This is a genomic window from Deltaproteobacteria bacterium (genome assembly GCA_009930495.1).
Lineage (GTDB): Bacteria > Desulfobacterota > Desulfovibrionia > Desulfovibrionales > Desulfomicrobiaceae > Desulfomicrobium.
This window is the reverse complement of record RZYB01000017.1, coordinates 1-26061: the sequence shown is the minus strand read 5'-3', so window position 1 is coordinate 26061 and position 26061 is coordinate 1. Positions and strand designations below refer to the sequence as shown.

Genomic DNA, 26061 nt, shown 5'->3' with positions numbered 1-26061 from the left:
AAAAAATCCGGGAAATACCGCGCGGGCGGTTCTCGATTTTTGGGCGATGGACACGAAAAAAGGACTTAAGCTTTTCAGCCTAAGTCCTTTATCTTTTTTTGGTAGCGAGGGAGGGAATTGAACCCCCGACACTGCGGATATGAGCCGCATGCTCTAACCGTCTGAGCTACCTCGCCATGCCGTGCTTGTGAGACGTGTCCCAAAAGCGAAGTCGGTTTCTATAGAGAGACGCGGGTGTTGGCAAGCTTTTTTTTATCGGGTCTTGCCGGTCCCTGCCTGGCCTGAAAAAACAGCGGACCGGAACGCGTTCCGGTCCGCCGCGTGGCGTGGCTATTTCCCGGTTCTGTCCTTGTACCAGTCGCTCGAATCCTCCATCAGGCGGTTCAGACGGCTGACCATCTTGTGTGGGTCGGCCAGATAGCCGTCCATGAGCAGGGCGGATTCGTAGAGTTGCTCGACCACGGTGGTCACGAAGTCATCCTTTTCGTTCGAGGTGAAGACAGCCAGAAGATTGCGGATGAGTTTGTGGTCCTGATTGATTTCAAAGACCTTTTTGGGGATGGATGTGTCCTTGGTCACGAGCTGCATGATTTTGTGCATTTGGGACGTGGACCCGTCCGGGCTGACCAGGCAGGAGGGGCTTTGGCTGAGACGCTTGGAAATGCGGGCCTCGGTGACGCGGTCGCCCAGGATTTCCTGAACGCGTTTCACGAAACGGTCCATGTCCTTGCTTTCTTCCGTGCTCAGTTCCTCGGGTTTGTCCTGCTTTTCGGTGGCGTCGGCGAATTTTTCCAGGCCGGCGATATCCGCGTTTTCCGTGGCCTTGAGCTCGAAGTCCTTGAATTTGCGCAGACTGTCCATGACGAACTCATCCACGGGCTCGTACAGATAGAGCACTTCCAGACCCTTGGCCCGGAAAATTTCCAGGTGTGGATTTTGTTCGATGGCCTCGCGGCTGGGGCCGGAAATGTAGTAGATTTCCTTTTGGCCGTCCTTGGCCGCCTCGATATAGGCATCCAGGGAGATAAGGCCATCCTTGTCCTCGTGCCGCGAGGAGTTGAAGCGCAGCAGTTCGCCAAAGGCTTCCTGATTGGCGAAGTCCGTGTATCCGAGCTTGAAGCGTTTGGCGTGTTCCTTCCAGAATGTCGCGTAGCGATCCTCGTCCTGACCGAGCTTTTTCAGATGGGACAGGATTTGTTTGGTCAGGGTGGTGGCGATTTTCCGGATGAGCAGATTTTCCTGGAGGGTTTCGCGCGAGATGTTCAGCGGCAGGTCCTCGGTGTCGACCACGCCGCGCATGAAGCCCAGGTATTCGGGGATAAGATCCTTGTTCTTGGCCTGGATCAACACCCGGCGCACGTAAAGATCCAGCCCGTAATTGTCGCGGTCGAAGCCAAAGGTGTCCTGGCTGCGCGGCGGCACGAAGGCCAGGGCCGAGAACTGCACAGGGGCGTCCACGCTCAGGTGCAGGGTATCCAGGGGTTCCTCGTGGTCGAAAGTCAGGAATTTATAGAACTCCGTGTACTGCTCCGGAGTGACGGAAAATTTGTTTTCACGCCACAGAGCCGGCACGGTGTTGACCTTTTCATCCTGGACCAGAATGGGAAAGGACACGAAATTGGAGTGCTTTTTGATGATGGACGTGATGCGGTGTTTTTCGGCGAATTCCTTGCCGTCTTCCTTGAGATGCACGGTGATGCTCGTGCCGCGCGGCAGATCCTCGTCCAGTTCGGCGATGGTGTAGGTGCCCAGGCCATCCGAGGTCCATTCCACGGCCTTGGCCTCGGGCTGGAAGGAGCGGGTACGAATGGTGACCGTGTCCGCGACCATGAAGACGGAATAGAAACCCACGCCGAAACGGCCAATGATGTTGGACGAATTGTCCTTGTCGGCCATGGCCTGACGGATGAACTCGGCCGAACCGGAATGGGCGATGGTCCCGATGTTTCGGATCAGTTCGTCCTGGGTCATGCCGATGCCGGTGTCGGTGATGATCAACTGGCGCTTGTCCTCGTCGCAGGCGATGGCGATGCGCAATTCCTGATCCGGGTCCTTCACCGTGGCCGATCTGGATTGTTCGAAGCGGAGTTTGTCCAGGGCGTCGGAGGCGTTGGAGACAAGCTCGCGCAGGAAGATTTCCCGGCTAGTATACAGGGAATGGGTGATGATATCGAGGAGTTGTTTGATTTCTGTTTTGAATTCGAATTGGGTTTCCTTGGCCATGAAAATGCTCCTTGTTTTCCAAAAAAAGGTTTGGGTTCAAATAAATGGCCAGGTTCGGTTGTCAAGGGGGTGGCTCGCGCGGGGGGATATGATTTTTTGCTTGACCAGGAACGCGGACTTTTGTAGTTGCTGCCTCCTGTCGGATGGTGGGTGTAGCTCAGTTGGCAGAGCACCTGGTTGTGGCCCAGGATGTCGCGCGTTCAAGCCGCGTCACTCACCCCATCGATGATCCGGGACAGCTTGCCTGTCCCTTTTTTTTCCCTTGTGGTGGGTGTAGCTCAGTTGGCAGAGCACCTGGTTGTGGCCCAGGATGTCGCGCGTTCAAGCCGCGTCACTCACCCCATTTGACACCGCGGCAGAACCGGATCAGCGCTGGTTCTGCTTTTTTTTGTGGCACGGGAGCGCGATGGCCGTCTTCACGGGAATCAATCATCTGGCCATGGTCACGGCGGACATGGATGCGACCATCCGTTTCTGGCGGGACCTGCTGGGTTTGCGCATGGTGGTGGGCTTGGGGCATCCCGGTTACCGCCATTATTTTTTCGAGATTTCCAGTCAGGACATGATCGCCTTTTTTGAATGGCCCCAGGTCCGGCCAATCCCCGAAAAAGACCACGGCGTTCCGGTGCGTGGCCCCGTGGCCTTCGATCATGTTTCCCTTGGCGTGGAGAGCCGGGACAGCCTGTGGGAGATCGGGGGCCGCCTCGAAGCCAACGGGTTCTGGGCCTCGGAAGTGATCGACCATGGTTTTATTTGGTCTCTCTATTCCTTTGATCCCAACAACATCCCCATCGAGTTCAGCTACAGCGTTCCGGGCCACGATGTCCGGGCCCATCCCCTTATGATCGATCCGAGCCCTACCCCGGTCGCGAGCGAAGGCTCCGAGCCCAGGGCCGGAGTCTGGACCCGCCCGGAGGCGCCATCCTCGGACCGTGCCGTGTATCCCGGCGAGGCCGATGCGGTGCTCGCCGCCCTCAAGACATCATCAAGGCGCCGTTCATGACGGGCGCGCAGTCAAGGAGAGTTCATGGACAAACTTGTCATTGAAGGCGGGGTCGCGCTCAAGGGCCGGATTGCGGTCAGCGGCTCCAAAAACGCGGCCTTGCCCATTTTGCTGGCCTCCATCTTGGTTGACGGAGAGGTGCGGCTGTCCAACGTGCCAAGCCTGCGCGATATCGATACCACGCTCAAGTTGCTGGAACTGCTTGGTTGCCGGGCCAGTCACGATGATGGCGAAGTTGTCCTTGAATCCTGCGATCTCAAGCCCGAGGCGCCCTACGACCTGGTCCGGACCATGCGTGCCTCGGTCCTTTGCCTGGGGCCGCTCTTGGCTAGGTTGGGACGGGCGCGGGTGGCCCTGCCCGGAGGTTGCGCCATCGGCGCGCGGCCCGTGGACCTGCATTTGAAGGGTCTGGAACAGATGGGAGCTGTTTTCGAACTAGATAGCGGCGACATCATCGGGAATTGCGACCGGCTGCGCGGAGCGCACATCCAGCTCGATTTTCCCACCGTGGGCGGCACCGAGCATCTGATCATGGCCGCGACCCTGGCCGAGGGCGAGACCGTGCTCGAAAACGCGGCCCGCGAACCGGAGATCCAGGACCTGGCGGAATTTTTGAATGCCTGTGGGGCGCGCATTTCCGGGCATGGCACCAGCGTGATTCACATTCAGGGAGTGGAGACGCTGCGCGGCTGCTCGTATCGGGTCATGCCGGACCGCATCGAGGCGGGCACCTATCTTGTCGCCGCGGGCATCACCAAGGGCGATCTGGAACTTGTCGATTGTCCGGTGGACGCCCTGGACGCGGTTATTTTCAAGCTGCGCGAGATGGGCATGGGCATCGAGGGCGATCGTGGTTTGTTGCGGGCCTACGCCGATGGCCCGTTGCACTGCGTCGATGTGAGCACGCAGCCCTACCCCGGCTTCCCCACGGACATGCAGGCCCAGATCATGGCCCTCATGGCTTGCAGCGCGGGAGCTGGCGTGATCACCGAGGGAATTTTCGAGAACCGGTTCATGCATGTGCAGGAATTGGGGCGGTTGGGGGCCAACGTGACCTTGTCCGGACAAAGCGCCATGGTGCGCGGCGTGGACACGCTCAAGGGAGCCACGGTCATGGCCTCGGATCTGCGGGCCAGCGCCTGTCTGGTCTTGGCTGGTCTGGCCGCCACGGGCCGGACGGATGTCCGCCGCATCTATCATCTGGATCGGGGGTACGAGCGGATGGAGGTCAAGCTGTCCGCTGTTGGCGCCCGTATTCGCCGGGAACGGGAATGAAGGATTCCCGGCCGACGCCTGGCCGCGCGACTGGGCTGAAGCACGGGTTTTTGTGATGCGCGGAAAGCATGGGCCGGAATTTTTTTTCCGGCCTTTTTATTTTACGCGGATGGAATGCTTTTTGAGGAGTTCGTAGAGTCTGGCCCGGGACAGGCCGGAGAGGATGCAGGCCTCGGACACGTTGGAGCCGCAGATTCCGATCAGACGGTGAAGATATTTGTGTTCCAGTTTTTCCACCACGCTTTCCCGGATGTCGCGCAGGGGCGGCAGGTTTCCATTCAGGTCGAGATGGATGTCCAGGGTGTCGGATCGCGGATCAACGGGCAGGGGGCGGGAGCGGTTCGCGCCGGGATGGTTTCGAAAGCTGTTCCTGGCCGCGCCGATGCGGATTTCCATGGCCAGATGCTGGCTGTACAGGGTGCCTTCGTCCGTGGCTTTATCCACGGCGACATAGATCGCGCTGATGAATTCGCGCACATTGCCCGGCCAGTCATGGGCGCGCAGGGCGTTGAGAAAATCCGGAGACAGGTGTTTGGCGGGCAGCCCGTATTCACGGCAGATTTTTTTCACATAATGGGCCGCAAGCGGTTGGATGTCTTCCTTGCGATCCCGCAGGGGCGGGATCGGCAAATGATGGCCATTCAGGCGGTAAAAGAGGTCGCCGCGAAATTCTCCCCGGTCGACCATGGCGCGCAAGTTTCTGTTGGTGGCCGCGATGACCCGAAAATTGCTGCTCAGTTCCTTTTCCGCGCCAATGGGACGGAATTTGCGTTCCTGAAGGACGCGCAGCAGGGATTTTTGCAGGTCCTGGCCAAGCTCCGAGATTTCATCCAGAAAGACCGTGCCGTTGTCGGCTTGCTTGAAAAGCCCGTCCCGTGATTCGTGGGCGCTGGTGAAGGAACCCTTGGTGTGCCCAAAGAGGATGCTTTCGGCCAGGGAGTGGGGCAGGTTGGTGCAGTCGATGACGACCAGGTTGCCGCTGTTGGCGCTGTTTTCATGGATTCCCCGGGCAAAGAGTTCCTTGCCCGTTCCGGTTTCGCCGCTGATGATGACGTTGGATTTGCTGTTGGCGGCGGTACCCATGATGTCCAGGCAGGCCATGATGGCTGGGCTGTTCCCGATGATGGCGTCGCGTTTGAGGGTCCGTGGGCGGTTGGATGTTTCCTTGGAAGCCCGGTAGGCCATGGTGCGCTGCAAAAGCAGCTTGATCTTGTTCACGGAGACGGGCTTGGCGATATAGTCCCAGGCGCCATTGGCGATGGCCAGGGCCGCGCCGTCGGAATTGCCGTCTCCCGTTAGGATGATCACTTCCGGCTGTTTTCCCATGGTCTGAAATTGTCGGACATGGGTCAGGCCGTTGCCGTCGGGCAGATTGACATCCAAAAAGACCACGTCGCATTCGGATGCATCGAGATATTCGGATGCCAGGGATATGTTGGGGAGCACGGCACAGCGGTGCCCCATGCGTTCAATGATGCGCTGAAAGGAATATGAGAAATCAGGATCGTCATCGATGATGAGAATGTCGGCCATGTCCAACTCCGTGTGCGGTGTGTCCGATTTTGTCGGATTTTGTCCGAGATAGCAAGATTTGTGTCGGACAATTACTTGGTCCCAAAAGATTTTTTGGAATTGCCGGAATGAATTCAGCTGGCGTTTTCTGGCGCGCGCTGCTACCCAGTGCCGGTTATCGTGGCGGGTTGCCCCGACGGGGCGCGAACACAGGAGGGTGTGGGAAGGCATGAAGTCGATCGTGTATTTGGTGATGACGTTGGTGGTTGTTGGCATGGCCGTCCAGGCCCGGGCCCAGGGATATCCGCTTGGGCCCGAGGATGTTCTGGAAATTTCCGTCTGGCGTGACGAAGCATTGACCAAGCAGGTTATTGTCCGTCCCGATGGCTGTGTATCCTTCCCGCTCATCGGGGACATTCAGGCCAGTGGTCTGAGCGTGGAACAGCTGCGGCGGGTCATCCAGGACAAAATCGCCGAATACGTTCCGGATACGCCGGTCAGTGTCATGCTGATGCAGATTGGAAGCGCCAAGGTTTACGTCGTGGGCAAGGTCAACCGGCCCGGCATGTACATCATGGGGCACGCCATGACCGTGACCCAGGCCCTGGCCCTGGCCGGTGGGCTCAACGCGTTCGCCGACGAGGACTCCATCCAGGTTTTGCGGACCGTGGACGGCGCGCAGCGGGCGATCGTCTTTGATTACGGGCGTGTCGCGTCCGGAAAAAATTTGGAATCGAACATCGTGCTCAAGCCGCACGACACGATCGTGGTTCCGTGACGGGCGCGCATCCATGCTCCGTGTGCTGTTTTTGATCATATGCCTGGCTGGCGCGGTTCCGGCGCACGCCCTGCGCTATATGCTGACGCCGTCGCTGGGACTGGGCGGCACTTTTGATGACCGGGTCCGCGAGGATCGCCAGGATTGGTGCGCGCGACTGACTCCCGGCGTGCTCGTGGATGTCGAACAGGACCGATACCGGGCCCGGGCGGAGGCCCGGATTGGTGTCCATGCCTACCAGAAATACACGGAATACGACCGCCTGGATCAGAATTATCTGGCTTCGATCGACTACGGGTGGAGCGCCCGGCTTCGCCTCGGTCTGTCCGGCAAGGCGCGTCTGGATACGGATTACGAGGACGAATACGAAGAAGGCCGTGTCGTGGATGTCGAGGCCACGGACCGACGGACATTCACCCTGTCGCCGTCTGTTTCGTACCTGCTCTCCCCCCGTGATACCCTCGCCATCGCGTATTCCGTTGCCCAGCGCGAGAACGAGGCCGATTACAATGCCGACTATCTCGGCCATGTTCTTGGCGCCACCTGGACCCACCAGTATTCGGAAATTCTGGATCTGTTCATCCGCGCCAACGCGCAGCGAACCATGTATGACGGGTCCCGCTCGAACCTGGACAGTCCCGTGTTCGGCGGCGAACTGACGCAGGACACCGTGTCCTTGATGGGCGGCGTATCGTACCGGCCCTCGGAGCGTCTGAGCCTGACCCTGGCCTTGGGCGGTGGGGATACCCACACGCGGCGTCGGGACAGCGAATGGGACCTGGGGTGGGCGCGCATCGCCCTGGGCGACGGCGAAACGACGTCGTCCCTCAACTATTTGGTCAATTCGGGCCTGGAATGGACCGGGGAACGCTTTTCGGTCACGGCTGGCTACGACCGCGATATCTATTCCAGCGCCGAGGGCGAGGATGTCGTCCGGGACAGTGTCAATGCCGGCATTGCCTACCGGATCACGCCCTTGGCCAGCATCGGTGTCTCGGCGCTGGCGCGCCATCTCGCCGACAACTCGGATCGCGACGAGCGTGACGACTGGTACCACGCCGTGAATCCGTATGTTCGTTTTCAGATTTCCAAGGACTCTTCCGTGCGTTTTGGCTATGCGTATTCCCAGTCACACGAGAAGGACGAGGAAAGGGCGGTCAGGAACCGCTGTTCCCTGGACTATGTCATGTCTTTTCCCCTCGAGTACTGACACTTGTAATTGCTAACCTCGCGAATGGGCCTGAAATGGAAGACCAGATCGATATCCGGGTATATTTTGACATTTTGAAGCGGCGGCGGAAGCATTTTTTCCTTCCGGCTCTTTTTGTGTTTTGTATTGTCGCAGTGGTCACGTACTTGCTTCCGTCCATCTACTCCTCGAGTTCGACCATTCTTATCGAGGCCCAGAACGTGCCCAAGGAATTGGTGCAGACAACGGTTTCCGGGTATGTCGAGGAACGCATGCAGTCCATGGCCCAAGTCGTGCTTGGCCGAGTCCGGCTTTTGCAGTTGATCAACAAGCTCAACCTTTATCGGGAGCTTCGCGATACGCACACAACCGAGGAAATTGTCGCCAAAATGCAGAAGGATGTCGCCTTGACCCCGGTTCAGGCCGATGTCATCAACCCCAGTTCCGGCCGCGCGGCCACGACGACCATTGCGTTCACCATTGCCTACAAGGGCAAGTCGCCCCAGACCGTGGCCTTGGTCGTGAACGAGCTGACATCCGCTTTTTTGGAGCAGAATCTTAAAGATCGCGAGGAAAAGGCCCAGACGGCGGTGACTTTTCTGGAAAAGCAGCGGGAGGACCTGGACCGTCGGATCCGGGTGCTCGAAGACAAGATTGCCGTGTTCAAGCAGGCCCACATCAATGAATTGCCCGAACTGATGCAGCTCAACCTGCAATCCATGGAGCGCCTGGACAAGGATCTCGCCTCCCTGGACGAACAACTCCGCACCCTGGCCAACCGCAAGGTCTACCTGGAAGGGCAGTTGGCCACCATCGATCCCCTGCAGCGCGGCGGCAAGGTGGTCATGTCGCCTTCCGAGGAATTGGATTCCCTGCGGCGGGAGTTGATTGCCTTGAAGGCGTCGCGGTCATCGACCCATCCCGATGTCCAGACGCTTGATGCCCGTATCCGTGGACTGGAGGCGGAGTATGGCACGGGCGTCGATTCCAACGATCTGATTCGGCAAATCGAGGCCGCTGAAAAAAAATTGACCGAAATGCGCCAAAAATACGCGCCCAAGCATCCGGACGTGCGCAAGGCCGAAAAGTCCGTCCAGGAGTTGCGGGCCCGGCTCGCGAATCAGCCCTCCCCGCAGCCGGCGCGGTCGGCGTCCACGCAGCCCGATAACCCGGCCTATATCGCGCTCCGGACTCAGATTTCGGCCACGGAAATGGACATCCAGGGGCTGCGGGCCGAGCGTGCCAATTTGTTGGCCCGGTATGAGTCCTTTCGGACTCGGCTGGAAAAGTCGCCGGTGGTTGAACAGGAATACAGGACCCTGCAGCGCGATTTGAGCGATGCCCAGCAACAATACCAACAGACCGTCAGCCGCCTCATGGCCGCCCAGGAAGCCCTTGTCCTGGAGCAGGAGCAGGTAGGCGAGAAAATGACCCTGGTCGCGCCGCCGGTCGTGCCGGAGAAGCCGTCCAGCCCAAACCGGCTGGCCTTGCTCCTGGTCGGTTTTGTGCTGGCTGTCGGAAGCGGGGTGGGCGTGGCGTCCCTGGCGGAATTTTTGGACTCCGCCGTGCATTCTCCCGAGGAGCTGGCCACGTTGACCGGAGCTCCGGTCCTGACCGTGATCCCGTATATTTCCACGCCCAGGGAGGAACAGCGTCGTCAACACCGCCGGCTGGCCATCTGGGGCGGTTTGACGGCCCTTGCCGCCTTGGTTTTGGCCGTGGTCCATTTTGGGTTTCGGCCCTTGGACGTGATTGTGTTTCAGGTCATCCACAAGATGTCTTTGTATTGGTAGCGAGGAAGCATGAATAAGATCGCCAAGGCATTGGAGCGGGCCCGGCGGGAATCCGGGGATGCCCGCTTCGAGACGTTGTCCGGGATTGCTCCGGAGCGGGATTCCGGGGGCGCGTTGGACGAGGACTCGATGATCTACACCCGAACGAAAATTCGGGCTCCGGACGATATTCTGTTGCGGAACAACAGGGTCCTGACCCATATCCGGGATACTTTTGTCCAGGATCACTACAGCTTGCTGCGGACACAGGTTCTTCAGCGCACCCGTGACCAGGGACGCAACACGATCATGGTCACCAGTGTTGGCCGCAACGAGGGGAAAACCACCACGGCCATGAATCTGGCCATTTCCATGGCGCGCGAGGTGGGGCAGACCTCGCTTTTGGTCGATCTCGATCTGCGCGAGCCGGATGTGGGCAAATATCTGGGATTTTCCGAGGAACGGGGTATTTCCGATTTTCTGGTGAGCAACGCCCCGGTTCAGGAACTGTTTGTCAATCCCGGCGTGCAGAAAATCGTGGTTCTGCCCGCCGGGCGCGCCCTGACGGCGACCACGGAGCTGCTTGGATCTCCCAAGATGAAAAATCTTGTCCGGGAGCTGAAGCAACGGTACGCCGACCGGTATGTTTTTTTCGACTGCCCGCCATTTATCGACAATCCTGATTCCATGGTTTTCAGCTCCTACGTGGACGGGATTTTACTTGTCATCGAGGCGGATCGGACCCCCCGGCGGCTGATCCAAAAAGCCGTGTCCATGCTGGCCCCCGAGAAACTCCTGGGCCTCGTCTACAACAAAGCCCGGATCGCTCCCCGGACCTGATCCGTTATCCAGGACCCATGTACGAAAAGTATTTCGGTTTTTCACGCAAGCCCTTCGGCATCGTCCCCAATCCCGATTTCCTGTATCTGACGGACAAGCATCGGACCGCGTTGACCTATCTGGAATACGGGCTGCGCGAGGGCAGTGGCTTCATCCTCCTGACCGGCGACATCGGTTCCGGAAAAACCACCCTTGTCCGACATCTGGTGCGTGGCCTGGAACAGTCCGTGGACGTGTCGGTCATTTCCAATACCATTGTTTCCCCCTCGGAACTGCTGGAGATGGTTGTCGCGGAGTTTGGCCTGACCGCCGTGTCGGGCAACAAGAACGCCAATCTTGCCCTGTTGCGTCAGTTTTTGGCCGAAAAGCACGTTGGTGGCCGGAAGGTGGTGTTGATCGTGGACGAAGCCCAGAATCTGTCCGTCGAGGCCCTGGAAGAAGTGCGGCTGCTGTCCAACCTGCAAGACGATGACCGCATGCTGCTGCAGATCATGCTCGTGGGCCAGCCGGAATTACAGGACACCCTGGCCAGTCCGCGTCTGGTGCAGTTGGCCCAGCGCATCGTGGTCTCGTATCATCTTGGCCCGTTGGACGCGGAGGAAACGCGCCATTACGTGCGCTATCGTCTGGAAAAGGTGGGAGGCGCCCCGGACCTGTTCACGGATTTGGCCCTGGACCGGATTTTCGAGGCCACGGGTGGCATTCCCCGGGCCATCAACATTGTTTGCGATACCGCCCTGGTTTATGCCTACGCGGATCAGCTGGCCCGGATCGACGAGACAGTCGTGGATCAGGTCGTCGAGGACAGGGGCGGTTTTTCCTTGCGGATGTCCGATGCGGATCGGTCGGGAACCGGCTTGAACCGGGGGCCGCGCGAGGTGGCGCTCGAAGAGCGCTTGCACGGCCTTGAAGATCAGGTCCGGAGCTTGTCCGCCGGCCTCGAGGACGCCACCCGGGCCATCGAGAGCCTCCGGGCGGAAGGTGGCAAGGAACTGGTTCATTCCCTGACGGAACTGCTGTTGCGGGAGCGGGAAGGCTACCAGGATTTGGTTCTCAAATTTTCGTCCGTGAGCAGGGAACTGAACAAGTTGCGGCAGGCCCTTTTGATGAAGGCCGGGCCTGTGTTCCCGTCACGTTCCAATTCCGTGGAGGAAGCATGATCATTCCCGTCATCCTCGCCGGTGGGTCCGGAACCCGCTTGTGGCCCCTGTCCCGAAAACTTTATCCCAAGCAGCTCCTGCCCTTGCTTGACGAGTTCACCCTGGTCCAAAACACGGTACTCCGGCTGCAAGGCCTGGAAAACGTCGCCGATCCGGTGTTGATCTGCAACGAGGAGCATCGGTTCATGATCGCCGAGCAAATGCGGGCCATCGGGGCTAGGCCCGAGGCCGTGGTTCTCGAGCCCGTGGCCCGGAATACCGCCCCGGCCGTGGCCGTGGCCGCGTTGCGGGTCGTGGCCAGGAATCCGGAGGATATCCTGTTGGTGCTCCCAGCCGACCACCTTATCGCCGATTTGGCCACGTTTCATGGCGTGGTGCGTTCGGCGGCCCGTTTCGCCGAACAGGGGCGGTTGGTGACTTTTGGCATCGTGCCCACGGGCCCGGAAACGGGGTACGGCTATATCCGTCACGGCGAGGCCATCCAGGACAAAACCATGGCCGAGACGGCCCTGGGAATCGAGCGATTCGTGGAGAAACCTGATTTGGAAACGGCCCGGCGCTATGTGGATTCTGGAGAATTTCTTTGGAATTCCGGAATGTTCATGTTTCGAGCCGATAGCGTGTTGAAGGAAATGGAACGGCTGGTGCCGGAAATCGTGAACGCCTGCCGTCTGGCCCTGGATCGGGCCAGTATGGATTTGGATTTTCTGCGCCTGGACCGGGACGCCTTTGCCGCGTGCCCGGAAGATTCCATCGACTACGCCGTCATGGAACGGACCGGCCTTGGGGCCATGCTCCGTCTGGACGCGGGCTGGAACGATCTGGGTTCCTGGGACGCCTTGTGGCAGGCTGGGGCCAAGGACGACCAGGGCAACGTGACCAGGGGGGACGTGCTGTTGTGCGACGTGCGCGATTCCTATCTCCACGCCGAGACCCGTCTGGTGGCGGCCGTGGGCCTCGAGAATCATATCGTGGTCGAGACGTCCGACGCGGTGCTTATTTCGCCTCGCGATCGCGTGCAGGAAGTCAAGAAACTGGTCGATAAACTCAAGGCCGAGAACCGGATCGAGAGCGTGTCCCACCGACAGGTTTTCCGGCCGTGGGGCAATTACGAATCCATCGACGAGGGCGCCCGCTACCAGGTCAAGCGCATCACCGTGAATCCGGGTCAGGTTTTGTCCTTGCAGAAGCATTTTCACCGGGCCGAGCACTGGGTGGTGGTGCGGGGCACGGCCTTGGTCACCAGGGATGGCGAGGAGATTTTGCTGCGCGAGAACGAGTCCGTCTACCTGCCCCTTGGCGCCGTGCACCGTTTGTCCAACCCTGGCAAGATCCCGCTGGAGCTGATCGAGGTTCAGGTTGGCAGTTACCTTGGCGAGGACGATATCGTCCGTTTCGAGGATGTCTACGGCCGGTGACGTGCTCGGAGTCCGGGGTGGTCCCGTGAAGCCGGACTCCATGGATTGCCCCGCCCGGAACGTTCCTGATCATGACAAGCCAGCCGTGCAACCCGCCCAATGTGGCGGGTTTCGCGTTTTCAGGGGCGTCGCGCCGGCCTGATCTGGTGGGCAAAGAGGATGCCGTCGCGGCGCACCGTGGCGGTTTTGTCCCCGGGGAATTGAATACAGCGGTTCGTGGCCTTGGCGTGCCACGCTTTGTCGAGAAGCAGCAGCTGGCCGGCCAGCCCCTGACCGGGTCCGAGGCGATCCAGGACGTGTTTGTAGAGGCGCAGGCGCAGGGCTTCATGGGCGGGATCGAGCACGGATCTTTCAAGCAGAAAAGTGTCCACCGGGTCTGGAATCGCGGGCAGGTGACCTTGCCAGAAGTCCGCGTCGACGCGGGCCAGTCGCCACAGGTGGCCGCAGGCCGCGCTGAAGGACGGGTTTTCGGCCAGGATCAGGGGCAAAATCTGGTTCCGGACGCGGTTTCGGGTTCGATCGGGCTCCATGTTGGAGGCATCCTCGCACCAACTCAGGCCCGTGTCCCGGGCAAGGGCGCGGAGTTCCGTTTTTTTCCAGTCCAGCAGGGGGCGCAGCAACCGGCGTCGTGGGTCGATTCCGGCCATGCCGCCCAATCCTGGCCAGCCCGCGCCCCGGATGAGGCGCATGACGATGTCCTCGGCCAGATCGTCGCCATGATGCGCCGTGACGATCCAGTCCGCCCGATGCGTGTGCCGCACGGACTCCAGGAACGCATAGCGCAGATCGCGCGCTGTTTCTTCGAGGCCGGTGCCGCGCGCCTGACATTGCGCGGTCACGTCCAGGCGGCATGTTTCCAGGGGCAGGCCAAGGCCGGCGCAGACCGCGTGGGCCAGGGTCGCCTCCTGATCCGATTCCGGGCGCAGCCCGTGATGGGCATGGGCCGCGATCAGGGTCAGGTCCAGGGTCGGGCTCAGGGCATGGAGCAGGTGGAGCAGGACCGTGGAGTCCAAGCCCGTGGAATAGGCCACGATCAGCTTGGATCGGCGTAAGTCCGCGCCCAGGCCGTCGGCGCAAAAACGGGCCATGGCCAGGGCCCGTCTGGCCCAATGTCCGGGCAGATCCCGCAGACGCATGTCTAGAGCGGGATACCGAGGTCCGTGAGCAGGCTTTCGAGGTAGGATGTCATGTGCTCTTGCTGCTCCGGGGTGGCGTACGCGATGCAGGCGCAGCGCAGAATGTTTTTGGCCCGGACCAGAAGTTCCAGCTTGATCCAGTCATGGCCTGTTTCCACGGCCATGTAGAAGGGTCCGCACGCCGTGGCGTGTTCCTGCTGCATGGGCGTCAGCAGCTTGGGCGGAAGGGGAAAATGGTAGAGCTTGTCGATGGCGCTCCCCAGTTCCTGCTCCTTGAGCCAGGCTTCCACTTTGTCCAAGTTTTCGGGCGAGATTTCATCGATCAGAAAAGAGCGCATGGCGGTCCTCCGTGTGGGGTTCAGCGGCTGATCTGCGGTCCAGGTGGGCTTCCTCGGGGATGATTTCATGATCCAGGTTGAACATCCGGCGGGCGTTGTGGATGAAACGCTGGGCCGAGCCTTCTTCCTGGGAGCGGCGCTTGAGGTAGGAAATGGGCTCGTGGCAGATTTTGTGACAGATGGATATGGCCAGGCGTTCCAGCACGGCCACCATTTGCGGGTCCGGGTTGGGGCCAAGCTGCTTGATGGATCGCCGCAACTCCCGCCGGGCAATGTCCTCTCCCTGGCCCAGCAGGGCGACGATGGTCGGCTGCAGGGCCAGGCCATCCCGCCAGCGCATGAACGTGGTCACTTCCTCGGCCACGATTTCCCTGGCCTTGGCCGCTTCCTGCTGCCGTCCGGCCAGATTTTCCTCGACCACTTCCTTGAGATCGTCGATGTCGTAGAGATATACGTTATCCAGGCTGTTCACGTCCGGATCAATGTCGCGCGGGACCGCGATATCGATGAAAAAGATGGGTCGGTTGCGGCGTTTGCGGAGCACGTCCTTCATGTCCCGCGCCTTGATGATGGCCGTGGGCGAGCCAGTGGAGCTGATGACGATATCCGCTTCCAGCAACGCCTGGGACAGCTGTTCGAAGGGCAGGGCGTGGCCGCCGAATTGTCGGGCCAGTTCCTCGCCCTTGGCCAGGGTACGGTTGACCACGCTGATGTCCCGCACTCCCGCCGAAAGCAGGTGGGTGGCGGCCAGTTCGGCCATCTCGCCCGCGCCGACCAAGAGTGCTCCGTGTCTGGACAGATCCGTGAAAATCTTGCGCGCCAATTCCACCGCCGCGTAGCTGATGGACACGGCGCTGGAAGCGATGGCGGTTTCGGTGCGGACGCGCTTGGCCACGGAAAAGGCCTTGTGCAGCAACCGGTTGATGATGACCCTGGCCGTCCCTTTTTCCACGGATGCGCGGTAGGCGGTTTTGAGTTGCCCCAGAATTTGTGGCTCGCCCAGGATCATGGAATCCAGGCTGGAGGCCACGGTGAACAGATGGTCCACGGCCGCGTCGCCCTGGTGGCAATAGGTGTGCTCGTCCAGGTCGGCGCGGGGCTGGTCGCAATGCTTTGCCCAGAAATTCAGGACCAGACCCCGTATGTCGGTGGTTTGGTCGCCCACCGCCAGGAATTCAACCCGGTTGCAGGTTGAGAGGATCATGACTTCGCTGATGGGGCCGCGATCGTGGATCAGACCGCTGTCGGCGGGGTCGCATCCGGCCAGGGCAAAGCGTTCGCGGATGCCCACATCCGCTGTCTTGTGATTCAAACCGATGAGAAATATTTCCTGATTCATTGCAGATAGCGCTTGTTTGAACGGTTAGGGGCGGAAACTGTGGTGCGTGGGCAGCAGAAAGTTCACACCGAGCAGTGAGATCATGCACAGGGCAAAAAGCAGAATGGCGGTTTTGGCCGGTTTCCGTCCGCGCCAACCCAGCCCGAGGCGCTGGTGGTAGAGCAGGGCGAAAATGAACCAGATCAGGATGGAAATGAGTTCCTTGGGATCCCAGCTGAGAACTCGCTTCCAGGTAAAGGATGCCCACACGAATCCGGCCAGCATGCTGATGGTGTACAGGGGGAAACCGATGCACACGGCCCAGTGGTTGGCGCGATCAAAGGTTTCCAGGGAGGGCAGGTCCTTGGAGAAGTTGGGCAATTTGGCCTTGGTTTTGATTTTGCGCTCCAGGTACAGGTAGGTCAGGCCCGCGCCAAAGGCCATGACGATCAACGCCAGGGACACGAAGATGGTGCCCACGTGCAGGCTGAACCACAGGGCGCTCCATTGTTCCGGAACCGCCAGGACCTGGGTGCTCACGGCCAGGGAGGAGGAAAACAGGATAAGCGCCAGGGGAGCGGTGATCATGGAGAGGAAATCATGCTTGAGACGCCACCACAGGACAAAAAAGATCAGGACGATGAACCAGGCGAGCAGACTGATGTAAAACTGCCCGTGTTGCAGGGCCATGGACCCGGAGGCGGCCAGGCGCAGAACAAGATCCACGGTATGCAGACCCAGGGCCGCGCCGGAAGTCCAGGTCGCGATTCGTTTGAGCCCGACCCGACGCAAACCCAGGCCAAGGGGATAGGCGACGGATCCGCTCAGGTAGAGCAGGGCGATGATCAGTTCAAAGATTCTGGATGCAGTCATCACACCATTCTCCGATTCGAGGGTGCAGTGGGGCCGGAAGCAGGGCAGCCAGCAACGAGTGACAGTGCTCGTGATCGTTGGCCCTGATCAATTCGGGCAGATTGGACGCGGCCAGCTCCCGGAAAATGACCCGATTCGCCGCGCACGACCAGCCCAGGGCGAGAAGGGCCGTTCGGATCTGGCGCAAGAGGCGGGCGAAGCAGGCGTACTCGGGCCCGTAACGGCCTTCCAGATCCCGACGGATGATGCGGCACAAGGCCGGGCTGGCACCGTTGGTGGAGACCGCGATGACCAAATCTCCCCGGGTGATGGTGGCCGGGAGCACGAAGGTTCCTTGTTCCGGGTCGTCGGCCCGGTTGCAGAGCAGGCCGCGTCGGGCGCATTCGTCGCCGATGGTTTGGTTGAGCTCGCGGTTGGCCGTGCACGCGAAAACCATCCGCGCGCCGTCGAGGTCCGTCGGAGCGAAAGGGCGCTGTTTATAGGAAAAATTGGAATGTTTTGCAAGAAGATCGGCCAGTTCCGCAGTGACCGGAGCTGGGTCCACGCCCGTCACCCGGGCGGGTTCGCATTCGAGAAGCCCCTGGATTTTGCGCAGGCCGACCTCGCCGGCGCCAACCACCAGGCAGTGCATGTGCGTCAGATCGAGAAGCAGGGGGTAGTAGCGCATGGCCGCCCCCTAGCAGAGGCCGTCGTGCTTGTCCAAGCTCCCGTTTTGCGCCCGATTTCGGGCTGGCTGGACTTTTTCGGGCTTTTCTCCCAAGGACATCCACATGCCGTCCTTGAATCCACATGCCCCTGTCGTGCCCCGTTATCTGGTCATTCAACTGGCCAGGTTTGGAGATTTGATCCAGACCAAGCGCTTGGTGCGTTCCCTGGCCCGGCGCGGGGAGGTGCATCTGTTGGTGGACCGGTCTCTTTTATCATTGGCGTGCTTGGTCTACCCCGATGTCCTGGCTCACGGCATCGCCGCGCACGGCGCGCATGGGCGGGATATTTCCACCAAGATCCATGCCGATCTCGCGGCCATTGCCGGACAAAATTTTACTCGGATTTTCAATCTCAATTTTTCCGGTCTCAATTTTGCCCTGGCCGCCATGTTTCCTTCGGACAGGGTGCGGGGTTACGGCATGCGGATGGGACAGCGGCTGATCGACGCCTGGCCGGCCCTGGCCATGCGATGGACCCGTCACCGTGCCGAAACCGGGATCAATTTGGTTGATATGTGGGGGCTGCTCGCGGACGAGCCGATAGCCGCCACGGACGTCAACCCCGCTCCGTGTCCTTCTGGCGGGGGGCTTGGCGTGGTCATGGCCGGACAAAACGCGCGTCGTTCCCTGCCGCCGACAATTTTGGCGCCATTGGTGCAGGCGGCCTTGCAACGGGTCGGGCGTGGCTCCGTTTTTTTGCTCGGAGCCGGCGCCGAGCGTCGGGCGGCCATGGAGTTGATCAGCCTGCTTCCTCCGGCCGTGCGCGGGGAGGTGCGCGACCTGGTTGGCCGGACCGACTGGGCGGCCTTGGCCGATACCGTGGCCGGCCTTGATCTCCTGCTGACCCCGGATACCGGGACCATGCATTTGGCCGCGCATCTTGGAACTCCGGTGCTGGCTTTTTTTCTGTCCTCGGCGTGGTGTCACGAAACGGGCCCATACGGGGCGGGGCACATGGTCTTGCAGTCCTTGCCCGCGTGTGCCCCATGCGTGGAAACCACCCCCTGCCCGCATGGAACCCGTTGTTCGCGGCCGTTCACGGATCCGGCGGTGCTGCGTTTTGTCAGTGGCCGCGAGGAGAAACCCGTGCCCGGGGATTTCGCGGTCATGCGTTCCGAATTCGATGTCCTGGGCGTGGTTTTCCGAGCCGTGTCCGGGCGTGACCCCTATCTGCAATCTCGTGTCTGTTTCCGTTCCATGGCCGCTGCGGTGGCTGGAGTCGGAGGTATCACCGGATGCGTCGCCTCGGGCGCGCACGAATGGTGGATTCAGGAACGTGACTGGATGCTGCCCCAAACCCTGCGAGGTCGCCATGTCTGATATCGCCCGGCGCGTGCTGGTCGTTCTGCCCATGTATGGGGGGTCCCTGCCGATTGGCCGCTACTGTGGCCGCGCCTTGCGCGGTCTGGGGCACGTGGTCGAATATTTCGAGGCGCCGGATTTTTACCCGACCTTCACGGCGTTGAAGTCCCTCAAGGTGGGCACGGATCGTCTCGACTATCTGGAGAACAGTTTTTTGCAGGTGGTCTCGCAGGCCGTTCTGGCCAAGGTGGAGGCTTTCGGGCCGGATTTGGTTCTGTCCATGGCCCAGGCCCCGTTGTCCCGCCAGGCCCTGAACCGGTTGCGGCGGGACAAGGTGGCCACGGCCATGTGGTTCGTGGAGGATCATGAGCTGTTTGTTTATTGGAAGGCCTTCGCCCCCCTGTACGATCTTTTTGCCGTGATCCAGAAAGGCGATTTTTTCGACAAGCTGGCGGACGTGGGTCAATCCAATGTCTTGTATCTGCCACTGGCCGCCGATCCGGGGGTGCATTGTCCCCTGGACTTGTCCCCCCGTGAGCAGGCCGAGTACGGCAGCGAGTTGTCCTTCGTGGGCGCGGGGTACCCCAACCGCCGACTTGCCTTTCGGCGGCTGGCCCATCACGATCTGCGCATTTGGGGCAATGACTGGGACCAGGAACCCGTTTTGGCTCCGTATCTGCAACGAGGTGGCGCGCGTGTTGACACGGACGAGGTGGTGCGGATTTTCAACGCTTCGACAATCAATATCAATTTGCACTCCTCGGTGCGGCCCGGGGCCTTGATCGGGGATGGTGATTTCGCCAACCCCCGTACCTTCGAACTCGCGGCGTGCGGGGCGTTTCAGCTGGTTGACCGCCGGGCGCTGATGCCCGAGCTGTTCGCCCCGGATGAATTGGCCATGTTTTCGGACATGGACGAGTTGCTCGGGCTTATCGACTATTACCGCGCCCATCCCGACATTCGGAATCAGCTGGCGGCCAGGGCGCGGGCCAGGGTTTTGGCCGAGCACACGTACACGCATCGGATGCGTGCCTTGTTGGAGCGGGCTCGCGGATTGATGCCCGACCGGGTTTCCATGGGCGCGGCCTGGCGCGACGACATGCCGGAGGGTTTGGCCGCCGAGCTGGACGCCTTGCTGACACGGCTGGATTTGCCGGCCAGTGTGTCTTTCGAGGATTTGGTCTGGGCCATACGCGGACGGCAAGGTCAGCTTGACCAATTGGAAACAATGATTTTGTTTCTGGATGAATGGAAAAAACTCTACGCCGGTCCCCGGCCCGGAAAATAAGGCTTGAATCGGAGCCCCGGGGCGGGTAGGCGTTTCTCACGATTTCGGAACAGGAGTAGACATGCAAAAGCCATCCCTTGGCCTGTCCCTCGAGGGCGTGCCGTTTATTTTTTTCACCACGGTCGCCACCGTGATCTTTGCCCTGATCGGGTGCTGGATCATGGCCGTCGCGCTGCTGGTGGTTCTCTTTTTGGTACTCAATTTTTTTCGCGATCCCGAGCGGGTGGTCCCCCAGGATGCCGGCGTGGCGGTGTCCCCGGCCGACGGCAAGGTCGTCAAGGTCGAGACCATGCGCGATCCCTTGACCGGCGAGGACCGCACGGCCATTTGCGTTTTCATGAGCATTTTCAACGTGCATGTGAACAGAATGCCCGTGGCTGGTCGCGTGGGGCGCATTGCGTATCATGGGGGAAAATTTTTCAACGCTTCGTTTGACAAGGCGTCCACGGACAACGAGCGTAACTCGCTGTTGATCGAGGATCGCGATGGTCGGACCTGGACCACGGTCCAGATCGCCGGGCTCATCGCGCGGCGTATCATCTGCTGGGCCGAGACCGGGGATGAACTGGCCCGTGGCCAGCGTTTCGGATTGATCAAGTTTGGCTCCAGAGTTGACCTTTACATACCCTCCGAGTATGTCCCGGCTGTCCGCGTTGGAGAAAAGGTCTTCGCCGGGCAGACAATTTTGGCCCGCAAAAAATAAGCACACGTTACGATATGGACCACCCAAAACCCAAGCACCGGGGATATTACCTGCTCCCCAACATGATGACCATGGCCAGCCTGCTGACCGGATTCATGGGTATTTTATGGTCCATTCAAGGCGCCTACGAAATGGCGGCCTACGCCATTCTGGCCAGCTGTGTTTTTGACGGGCTGGATGGAAAGTTGGCCAGATTGACCAACTCCGCCTCGGATTTCGGAGTCCAGCTCGATTCCCTGGCCGATCTGGTCGCTTTTGGCGTCGGGCCGGCAATCCTGGTTTACCAGTGGACCCTGCACGATTTCGGCCGTCTCGGTATCATGGCCTCCTTTCTGATCATTGCCTGTGGCGCTTTGCGTTTGGCCCGCTTCAACGTCCAGACCGGAAAAATCAGCAAGAAGTTTTTCATCGGTCTGCCCATTCCCGCTGCCGCCTGCACCTTGGCCGCGTTCGTGTTTTTCGCGGCCTATCTCCCGGAAGGTTTCGTGGCTTTGATTCCACGGATCGTCCTGGTTTTGGCTTTTTTGGTGTCCATTCTCATGGTCAGCAATGTGCGGTATGCATCCTTCAAGGATGCCGAGGTCATCCGCGCCCATCGTTTCAGCGCCACGGTGACCGCCCTGCTCATTTTCGTGTTGGTCGCCTCCGAACCGAAATTGCTCGGTTTTGTTTTTTTCATCGGCTACATTATTTCCGGTCTTATTTACTCCTACTTCGTTTTGCCGCTACGCGGAAAATCCCTGCTACGAGAGTCTTCTCACAAGATCTCGTAAAGGAACACGTTACCCCCCTCATCATCGTTTGCAGGAAACGGCCATTTCAGCACCTGGATTATTTTGCATAGAAACAATCTATTATCGCTTATCGAATATAAAAGGAGATGCACATGTCGGAGAGAATTTTTATTTTTGACACGACGTTGCGTGACGGCGAGCAGTCTCCCGGCGCAACCATGAACCGTAATGAAAAAATTCGGCTGGCCAAGCAGTTGGAAAATCTGGGAGTGGACATTATCGAAGCGGGCTTTCCGGCCGCCAGTCAGGGTGATTTCGAAGCCGTGCGCGACATTGCCAAGGCGGTCCAAAGTTGCCAGGTGGCCGGTCTGTGTCGGGCCCTGCCTGCGGATATCGACCGGGCTTGGGAAGCGGTTCGGCATAATCCGCAGGGACGAATTCATACGTTTTTGGCCACCTCGGATATTCATATGAAATACAAGCTCAGAAAGGAGCGGCATCAGGTTTTGGAGATGGTTGAAGCTGCGGTCAAGTATTCGGCAGGCAAAACCTCCAACGTTGAATTCTCGGCCGAGGATGCATCCCGTTCGGATTGGGACTTTTTGGTCCAGGTCTTTGAGCGGGCCATTGCGGCCGGCGCCACGACCATCAATGTCCCGGACACGGTTGGCTATGTTCAGCCCCAGGAGTTTGCCGAACTGATCGCCTATCTTTTGGAAAAAGTCCCCAACAGTCATAAGGCCGTTTTTTCCGTGCATTGTCACAACGATCTGGGTCTGGCCACGGCCAACACCTTGGCGGCGCTCAAGGCCGGGGCTCGGCAGGCCGAGGTGACCCTGAGCGGCATTGGCGAACGGGCCGGCAACGCGGCCCTGGAAGAAGTGGTCATGTCCATGGATGTGCGCAAGGATTTTTATCAGTTTGCCAGCGGTATCAAAAAGGAACAGATTTATCCGTCCACCCGGCTTTTGTCCCTGATCATCGGGCAGCCGATACCACCGTACAAGTCGATTATCGGCGCCAACGCCTTTGCCCATGAATCGGGGATTCATCAGGATGGAGTACTCAAGAACCGTTTGACCTACGAGATCATGACGCCGGAGTCCGTGGGACGTCAGGAAGAGGACATGGTTTTGGGCAAGCATTCCGGTCGCGCCGCATTGGTCAAACGTCTGGGCGATTTGGGTTACCATTTGGACGAGGCCCAGATCGACATCGTGTTCGCGGCCATGAAAAAGCTGGCCGATCGCAAAAAGGAAATTTTTGTGGAGGATCTCGAAGCCATGGTGCTCGACGAGATTTTCCGCATCCCCGACAAATACCGCCTGGAATATCTGAGCGCCATCAGTGGCAACATGGCTATCCCCAACGCGGTCGTCAAAATGTACGTGGACGGCGAGGAACGGGTCATTTCCGATTTCGGGACCGGTCCCATCGACGCGGTGTTCAATACCATCGCCAAGGTCGTGGATCGTCATCCAAAATTGGTTCGCTACGCGGTTAACGCCATCACCGGTGGTACCGACGCCCAGGGCGAGGTGACCGTCAAGATAGAGGAAAACGGAAAAACATCGGTGGGCCGCGCTTCGGACGCGGACATCATCGTTGCCAGCGCCAAGGCCTATTTGAACGCCCTGAACCGCTTGGCCAAAAGAGAGGAGGAAACCATATGCGCCAGACTTTAGCTCAGAAAATCCTGCAGAGGCACACGGATCAGTCCATCACGGGAGACGGACAGATCGTCCAGTGCCGCGTGTCGCTGGTCCTGGCCAACGATATAACCGCCCCCCTGGCCATCAAGTCCATTCGGGGCATGGGCGTGACCAGGGTCTTCGACAAGGACCGCGTGGCCCTGGTCTGTGATCATTTCACGCCTAACAAGGACATTGATTCCGCAGAACAGGTCAAGCTTGTGCGGGATTTCGCCCGTGAGATGGATATCACGCACTATTACGAAGGGGGGAACGTTGGCGTGGAACACGCCATCCTGCCCGAGTACGGGTTGGTCGGCCCCGGCGATATCGTAATCGGCGCGGACAGCCACACCTGCACCTACGGTGGGTTGGGCGCTTTCGCCACGGGCCTGGGCAGCACGGATATCGCCGCGGCCATGGCCTTGGGCGAGACCTGGTTCAAGGTTCCGGAGACCATCCGCGTCAACATTACCGGCACGTTGCCCGCGTATGTCGGCGGCAAAGATTTGATTTTGTACGTCATTGGACAGCTCGGCGTGGCCGGGGCCCTGTACAAGGCCCTGGAATTCGGCGGCGACGTCATTGACGGACTGTCCGTGGAGGCGCGCATGACCATGGCCAACATGGCCATCGAGGCCGGCGGCAAGGCCGGACTTTTCGCGGCCGACGCCAAGACCCTGGCCTATTGCGAGGCCCACGGCCGCAAGGGGGACTCGCCTCTGGCCGCCGACGAGGGCGCGGTTTATTGGAAGACGCTTGATTTCGACGCCACGCGCATGGCGCCGCAGGTCGCCTGCCCACATCTGCCGGACAACGTCAGGCCCGTGGATGAGGCCGCGGACGTGCGCGTGGATCAGGTCGTGCTTGGATCCTGCACCAATGGCCGCATCAGCGATCTGCGTGAGGCCGCGGCTGTGATCAAGGGCCGCAAGGTGGCCAAGGGCGTGCGCTTTATCGTTATTCCGGCCTCGCCCGGAGCATACTCCATGGCTTTGGACGAAGGATTGCTGCGGACCTTTCTGGATGCCGGCGCCATCATCAGCCCGCCAACCTGTGGGCCGTGCCTGGGTGGACACATGGGCATTTTGGCTGGCGGCGAGCGTTGCCTGTCGACGACCAATCGCAATTTCAAGGGCCGCATGGGCAGTCTGGAATCCGAGGTTTATCTGGCCAACCCGGCCGTTGCGGCGGCCACGGCCGTGACCGGCTTCATCACGCATCCGGGCAAATTGTAGGAGGACGCCATGACATTTAGAGGCAAAACCCACGTGGTGGGAGATCATATCGATACTGACGCCATTATTCCGGCGCGTTTTTTGGTCACGGCCGATCCGGTCGAGCTGGGCAAGAATTGTTTCGAGGGCCTGGAGCACGGCTGGATCAATCGTGTCACGCCCGGCGATATCCTGGTCGCTGGCGAGAATTTTGGCTGTGGCTCCTCGCGCGAGCATGCGCCCTTGGCCATTCTCGGCGCGGGGATGAAGGTTGTGCTGGCCAAAAGCTACGCACGGATTTTTTACCGCAATTCATTCAACATGGGCCTTTTGTTGCTGGAACTGGGCGAGGATATCGCCCGCATCCACGACGGCGATGAACTGGATATCGACGTGGCCGGCGGCACAATCAAGAATCTGACCACGGGCGAGACCATCGGTTTTAGCCCCGTGCCCACATTCATGATGGGCATGCTGTCGGGTGGCGGTTTGGTCGAATACGTCAAGCGCAAGGTGGCGCAATAGTTTGGGTTCCGGTGGGAAGAGAGCGGGGCGTCGCCCAGGCCCCCTGAATGGGGTGCAGGGGAGGAGTCCCCTGCCCGCCGGAGGTATTTTTGATGAGGAGAATGCAATGCAGATGAAGATATGTGTGATGCCGGGTGACGGCATCGGTCCGGAAATCACGTCTCAGGCACTGCGCGTGCTGGAGGCCGTGGCCGTGAAATTCGGACATGTCGTGGAAACCGAGACCGCGTTGATCGGCGGCGCGGCCATTGACGCCGTGGGCAACCCCCTGCCCGAGGCCACGGTGGCCGCGTGCAAGGCCTCCGATGCCGTGCTGCTTGGGGCCGTGGGCGGTCCCAAATGGGACACCATCGACCCTGCCATCCGTCCGGAAAAGGGGTTGCTGGGTATCCGCAAGGCCCTGGGCCTGTTCGCCAACCTGCGCCCGGCAGCCCTGTTTCCGGAGCTGGCGGGGGCGTCCTATCTGCGACCGGACATCGTGCGGCAGGGGCTTGATATCATGGTCGTGCGCGAGTTGACCGGCGGGGCCTATTTCGGCGAGCCGCGCGGCGAGACCACGGTGGCTGGCGAGCGCGCCGCCTACAACACCATGATCTACAGCGAATCCGAAATCGAGCGCATCGTGCGCGTGGCCTGCGACATTGCCATGAAACGCGGCAAGCGCCTCTGTTCCGTGGACAAGGCCAACGTGCTCGACGTGTCGCGGTTGTGGCGGGAAGTGACCATCCGCACCGCCGCCGACTATCCGGAAGTGGAGCTGTCGCATATGTACGTGGATAACGCGGCCATGCAGCTTATCCGCGATCCGTCCCAGTTTGACGTCATTGTGACCGAAAATCTATTCGGAGACATCCTGTCCGACGAGGCGTCCATCATCACCGGTTCCATCGGCATGCTGCCCTCGGCGTCCGTGGGCGCGTCCGGTCCGGCTCTGTTCGAGCCCATCCACGGCTCGGCTCCGGACATCGCCGGCAAGGACATCGCCAATCCCCTGGCCACCATTCTGTCCGTATCGATGATGCTGCGCTACGCGTTTGCCCTGGAAGCCGAGGCCGAGCG

Annotated in this window: 23 protein-coding genes and 3 tRNA genes; 18 read left to right on the top strand and 8 right to left on the bottom strand. The window is 60.1% G+C overall.

Annotated features, from left to right (window positions below):
* Nucleotides 1-99 precede the first annotated feature (99 nt).
* A tRNA-Met gene (locus EOL86_03220) sits at nt 100-176 on the bottom strand.
* Between the two features lie 154 nt (nt 177-330).
* On the bottom strand, nt 331-2223 hold the full coding sequence (gene htpG / locus EOL86_03215; protein ID NCD24594.1) for a molecular chaperone HtpG: 1893 nt from the start codon (nt 2221-2223) through the stop codon (nt 331-333).
* 146 nt (nt 2224-2369) lie between these two features.
* Here htpG and EOL86_03210 point away from each other — a divergent pair.
* The 4 genes from EOL86_03210 to murA all read left to right on the top strand — a co-directional run bounded on the left by EOL86_03210 (nt 2370) and on the right by murA (nt 4501).
* Nucleotides 2370-2445: transfer RNA gene (locus tag EOL86_03210), tRNA-His, on the top strand.
* A gap of 45 nt (nt 2446-2490) precedes the next feature.
* Nucleotides 2491-2566: transfer RNA gene (locus EOL86_03205), tRNA-His, on the top strand.
* Nucleotides 2567-2629: 63 nt separating this feature from the next.
* The gene (locus EOL86_03200) at nt 2630-3226 is read left to right on the top strand and encodes a VOC family protein (GenBank protein ID NCD24593.1); all 597 of its coding nucleotides are present in this window, start codon (nt 2630-2632) and stop codon (nt 3224-3226) included.
* A 24-nt stretch (nt 3227-3250) separates the two neighbouring features.
* The gene (gene murA, locus EOL86_03195) at nt 3251-4501 is read left to right on the top strand and encodes a UDP-N-acetylglucosamine 1-carboxyvinyltransferase (GenBank protein NCD24592.1); all 1251 of its coding nucleotides are present in this window, start codon (nt 3251-3253) and stop codon (nt 4499-4501) included.
* Nucleotides 4502-4597: 96 nt separating this feature from the next.
* Here murA and EOL86_03190 read toward each other — a convergent pair whose 3' ends face one another.
* Nucleotides 4598-6034, bottom strand: coding sequence for a sigma-54-dependent Fis family transcriptional regulator (locus tag EOL86_03190; protein ID NCD24591.1), 1437 nt, complete (start codon nt 6032-6034; stop codon nt 4598-4600).
* Between the two features lie 208 nt (nt 6035-6242).
* Between EOL86_03190 and EOL86_03185 the strand changes: the two genes are divergently transcribed.
* Genes EOL86_03185 through EOL86_03160 form a run of 6 tightly spaced genes read left to right on the top strand, consistent with a single transcriptional unit; the run spans nt 6243 to nt 13170 of the window.
* The gene (locus EOL86_03185; protein ID NCD24590.1) at nt 6243-6791 is read left to right on the top strand and encodes a polysaccharide export protein; all 549 of its coding nucleotides are present in this window, start codon (nt 6243-6245) and stop codon (nt 6789-6791) included.
* Nucleotides 6792-6804: 13 nt separating this feature from the next.
* Nucleotides 6805-8001, top strand: a complete 1197-nt coding sequence (locus tag EOL86_03180) for a hypothetical protein (GenBank protein NCD24589.1) — start codon at nt 6805-6807, stop codon at nt 7999-8001.
* A 35-nt stretch (nt 8002-8036) separates the two neighbouring features.
* A complete protein-coding gene (locus EOL86_03175; protein NCD24588.1) occupies nt 8037-9773 on the top strand; it encodes a lipopolysaccharide biosynthesis protein in 1737 nt (578 codons plus the stop codon).
* A 9-nt stretch (nt 9774-9782) separates the two neighbouring features.
* Nucleotides 9783-10592, top strand: a complete 810-nt coding sequence (locus EOL86_03170) for a hypothetical protein (GenBank protein ID NCD24587.1) — start codon at nt 9783-9785, stop codon at nt 10590-10592.
* Nucleotides 10593-10609: 17 nt separating this feature from the next.
* Nucleotides 10610-11752, top strand: coding sequence for an AAA family ATPase (locus EOL86_03165; GenBank protein ID NCD24586.1), 1143 nt, complete (start codon nt 10610-10612; stop codon nt 11750-11752).
* The gene (locus tag EOL86_03160) at nt 11749-13170 is read left to right on the top strand and encodes a mannose-1-phosphate guanylyltransferase/mannose-6-phosphate isomerase (GenBank protein NCD24585.1); all 1422 of its coding nucleotides are present in this window, start codon (nt 11749-11751) and stop codon (nt 13168-13170) included. Before EOL86_03165 ends, EOL86_03160 begins: the two co-directional genes overlap by 4 nt.
* A gap of 119 nt (nt 13171-13289) precedes the next feature.
* On the opposite strand, the gene tilS is transcribed toward EOL86_03160, so the two are convergent.
* From tilS to EOL86_03135, 5 genes are read right to left on the bottom strand one after another with little or no spacing between them, the layout of a single operon-like run.
* On the bottom strand, nt 13290-14306 hold the full coding sequence (gene tilS / locus EOL86_03155) for a tRNA lysidine(34) synthetase TilS (GenBank protein ID NCD24584.1): 1017 nt from the start codon (nt 14304-14306) through the stop codon (nt 13290-13292).
* Nucleotides 14307-14308: 2 nt separating this feature from the next.
* On the bottom strand, nt 14309-14644 hold the full coding sequence (locus tag EOL86_03150) for a hypothetical protein (GenBank protein NCD24583.1): 336 nt from the start codon (nt 14642-14644) through the stop codon (nt 14309-14311).
* Complete coding sequence (locus EOL86_03145; protein NCD24582.1) at nt 14622-15983, bottom strand: glutamyl-tRNA reductase; 1362 nt, start codon at nt 15981-15983, stop codon at nt 14622-14624. Before EOL86_03145 ends, EOL86_03150 begins: the two co-directional genes overlap by 23 nt.
* Before the next feature lie 24 nt (nt 15984-16007).
* Nucleotides 16008-16835 (bottom strand): cytochrome C assembly protein, encoded by an 828-nt coding sequence (locus tag EOL86_03140; GenBank protein NCD24581.1) that lies wholly within the window; start codon nt 16833-16835, stop codon nt 16008-16010.
* On the bottom strand, nt 16813-17502 hold the full coding sequence (locus EOL86_03135; GenBank protein ID NCD24580.1) for a bifunctional precorrin-2 dehydrogenase/sirohydrochlorin ferrochelatase: 690 nt from the start codon (nt 17500-17502) through the stop codon (nt 16813-16815). The genes EOL86_03140 and EOL86_03135 overlap by 23 nt, the downstream gene beginning before the upstream one ends.
* Before the next feature lie 103 nt (nt 17503-17605).
* Here EOL86_03135 and EOL86_03130 point away from each other — a divergent pair, with 103 nt between their 5' ends.
* The 8 genes from EOL86_03130 to leuB all read left to right on the top strand — a co-directional run.
* Nucleotides 17606-18862: an ADP-heptose--LPS heptosyltransferase gene (locus EOL86_03130; protein NCD24579.1), complete on the top strand. Its 1257-nt coding sequence runs from the start codon at nt 17606-17608 to the stop codon at nt 18860-18862.
* Nucleotides 18855-20132 (top strand): hypothetical protein, encoded by a 1278-nt coding sequence (locus tag EOL86_03125; GenBank protein NCD24578.1) that lies wholly within the window; start codon nt 18855-18857, stop codon nt 20130-20132. Before EOL86_03130 ends, EOL86_03125 begins: the two co-directional genes overlap by 8 nt.
* 61 nt (nt 20133-20193) lie before the next feature.
* Nucleotides 20194-20835 (top strand): phosphatidylserine decarboxylase family protein, encoded by a 642-nt coding sequence (locus EOL86_03120; GenBank protein ID NCD24577.1) that lies wholly within the window; start codon nt 20194-20196, stop codon nt 20833-20835.
* 14 nt (nt 20836-20849) lie between these two features.
* Nucleotides 20850-21608 carry a CDP-diacylglycerol--serine O-phosphatidyltransferase gene (gene pssA / locus EOL86_03115; GenBank protein NCD24576.1) on the top strand — a complete coding sequence of 253 codons (759 nt, stop codon included), beginning with the start codon at nt 20850-20852 and terminating at the stop codon, nt 21606-21608.
* A gap of 113 nt (nt 21609-21721) precedes the next feature.
* Nucleotides 21722-23254 (top strand): 2-isopropylmalate synthase, encoded by a 1533-nt coding sequence (locus EOL86_03110; protein NCD24575.1) that lies wholly within the window; start codon nt 21722-21724, stop codon nt 23252-23254.
* Nucleotides 23239-24498, top strand: coding sequence for a 3-isopropylmalate dehydratase large subunit (gene leuC / locus EOL86_03105; GenBank protein ID NCD24574.1), 1260 nt, complete (start codon nt 23239-23241; stop codon nt 24496-24498). The genes EOL86_03110 and leuC overlap by 16 nt, the downstream gene beginning before the upstream one ends.
* Before the next feature lie 9 nt (nt 24499-24507).
* Nucleotides 24508-25002, top strand: coding sequence for a 3-isopropylmalate dehydratase small subunit (locus EOL86_03100; protein ID NCD24573.1), 495 nt, complete (start codon nt 24508-24510; stop codon nt 25000-25002).
* 106 nt (nt 25003-25108) lie between these two features.
* Nucleotides 25109-26061, top strand: a 953-nt coding sequence (leuB, locus tag EOL86_03095; protein NCD24572.1) for a 3-isopropylmalate dehydrogenase, incomplete at its 3' end; no start/stop codon positions are given.

Coding starts and splice junctions, on each gene's coding strand:
- htpG (NCD24594.1), bottom strand. CDS start 2,223: ATGGCCAAGGAAACCCAATTCGAATTCAAAACAGAAATCAAACAACTC.
- EOL86_03200 (NCD24593.1), top strand. CDS start 2,630: ATGGCCGTCTTCACGGGAATCAATCATCTGGCCATGGTCACGGCGGAC.
- murA (NCD24592.1), top strand. CDS start 3,251: ATGGACAAACTTGTCATTGAAGGCGGGGTCGCGCTCAAGGGCCGGATT.
- EOL86_03190 (NCD24591.1), bottom strand. CDS start 6,034: ATGGCCGACATTCTCATCATCGATGACGATCCTGATTTCTCATATTCC.
- EOL86_03185 (NCD24590.1), top strand. CDS start 6,243: ATGAAGTCGATCGTGTATTTGGTGATGACGTTGGTGGTTGTTGGCATG.
- EOL86_03180 (NCD24589.1), top strand. CDS start 6,805: ATGCTCCGTGTGCTGTTTTTGATCATATGCCTGGCTGGCGCGGTTCCG.
- EOL86_03175 (NCD24588.1), top strand. CDS start 8,037: ATGGAAGACCAGATCGATATCCGGGTATATTTTGACATTTTGAAGCGG.
- EOL86_03170 (NCD24587.1), top strand. CDS start 9,783: ATGAATAAGATCGCCAAGGCATTGGAGCGGGCCCGGCGGGAATCCGGG.
- EOL86_03165 (NCD24586.1), top strand. CDS start 10,610: ATGTACGAAAAGTATTTCGGTTTTTCACGCAAGCCCTTCGGCATCGTC.
- EOL86_03160 (NCD24585.1), top strand. CDS start 11,749: ATGATCATTCCCGTCATCCTCGCCGGTGGGTCCGGAACCCGCTTGTGG.
- tilS (NCD24584.1), bottom strand. CDS start 14,306: ATGCGTCTGCGGGATCTGCCCGGACATTGGGCCAGACGGGCCCTGGCC.
- EOL86_03150 (NCD24583.1), bottom strand. CDS start 14,644: ATGCGCTCTTTTCTGATCGATGAAATCTCGCCCGAAAACTTGGACAAA.
- EOL86_03145 (NCD24582.1), bottom strand. CDS start 15,983: ATGAATCAGGAAATATTTCTCATCGGTTTGAATCACAAGACAGCGGAT.
- EOL86_03140 (NCD24581.1), bottom strand. CDS start 16,835: ATGACTGCATCCAGAATCTTTGAACTGATCATCGCCCTGCTCTACCTG.
- EOL86_03135 (NCD24580.1), bottom strand. CDS start 17,502: ATGCGCTACTACCCCCTGCTTCTCGATCTGACGCACATGCACTGCCTG.
- EOL86_03130 (NCD24579.1), top strand. CDS start 17,606: ATGCCGTCCTTGAATCCACATGCCCCTGTCGTGCCCCGTTATCTGGTC.
- EOL86_03125 (NCD24578.1), top strand. CDS start 18,855: ATGTCTGATATCGCCCGGCGCGTGCTGGTCGTTCTGCCCATGTATGGG.
- EOL86_03120 (NCD24577.1), top strand. CDS start 20,194: ATGCAAAAGCCATCCCTTGGCCTGTCCCTCGAGGGCGTGCCGTTTATT.
- pssA (NCD24576.1), top strand. CDS start 20,850: ATGGACCACCCAAAACCCAAGCACCGGGGATATTACCTGCTCCCCAAC.
- EOL86_03110 (NCD24575.1), top strand. CDS start 21,722: ATGTCGGAGAGAATTTTTATTTTTGACACGACGTTGCGTGACGGCGAG.
- leuC (NCD24574.1), top strand. CDS start 23,239: ATGCGCCAGACTTTAGCTCAGAAAATCCTGCAGAGGCACACGGATCAG.
- EOL86_03100 (NCD24573.1), top strand. CDS start 24,508: ATGACATTTAGAGGCAAAACCCACGTGGTGGGAGATCATATCGATACT.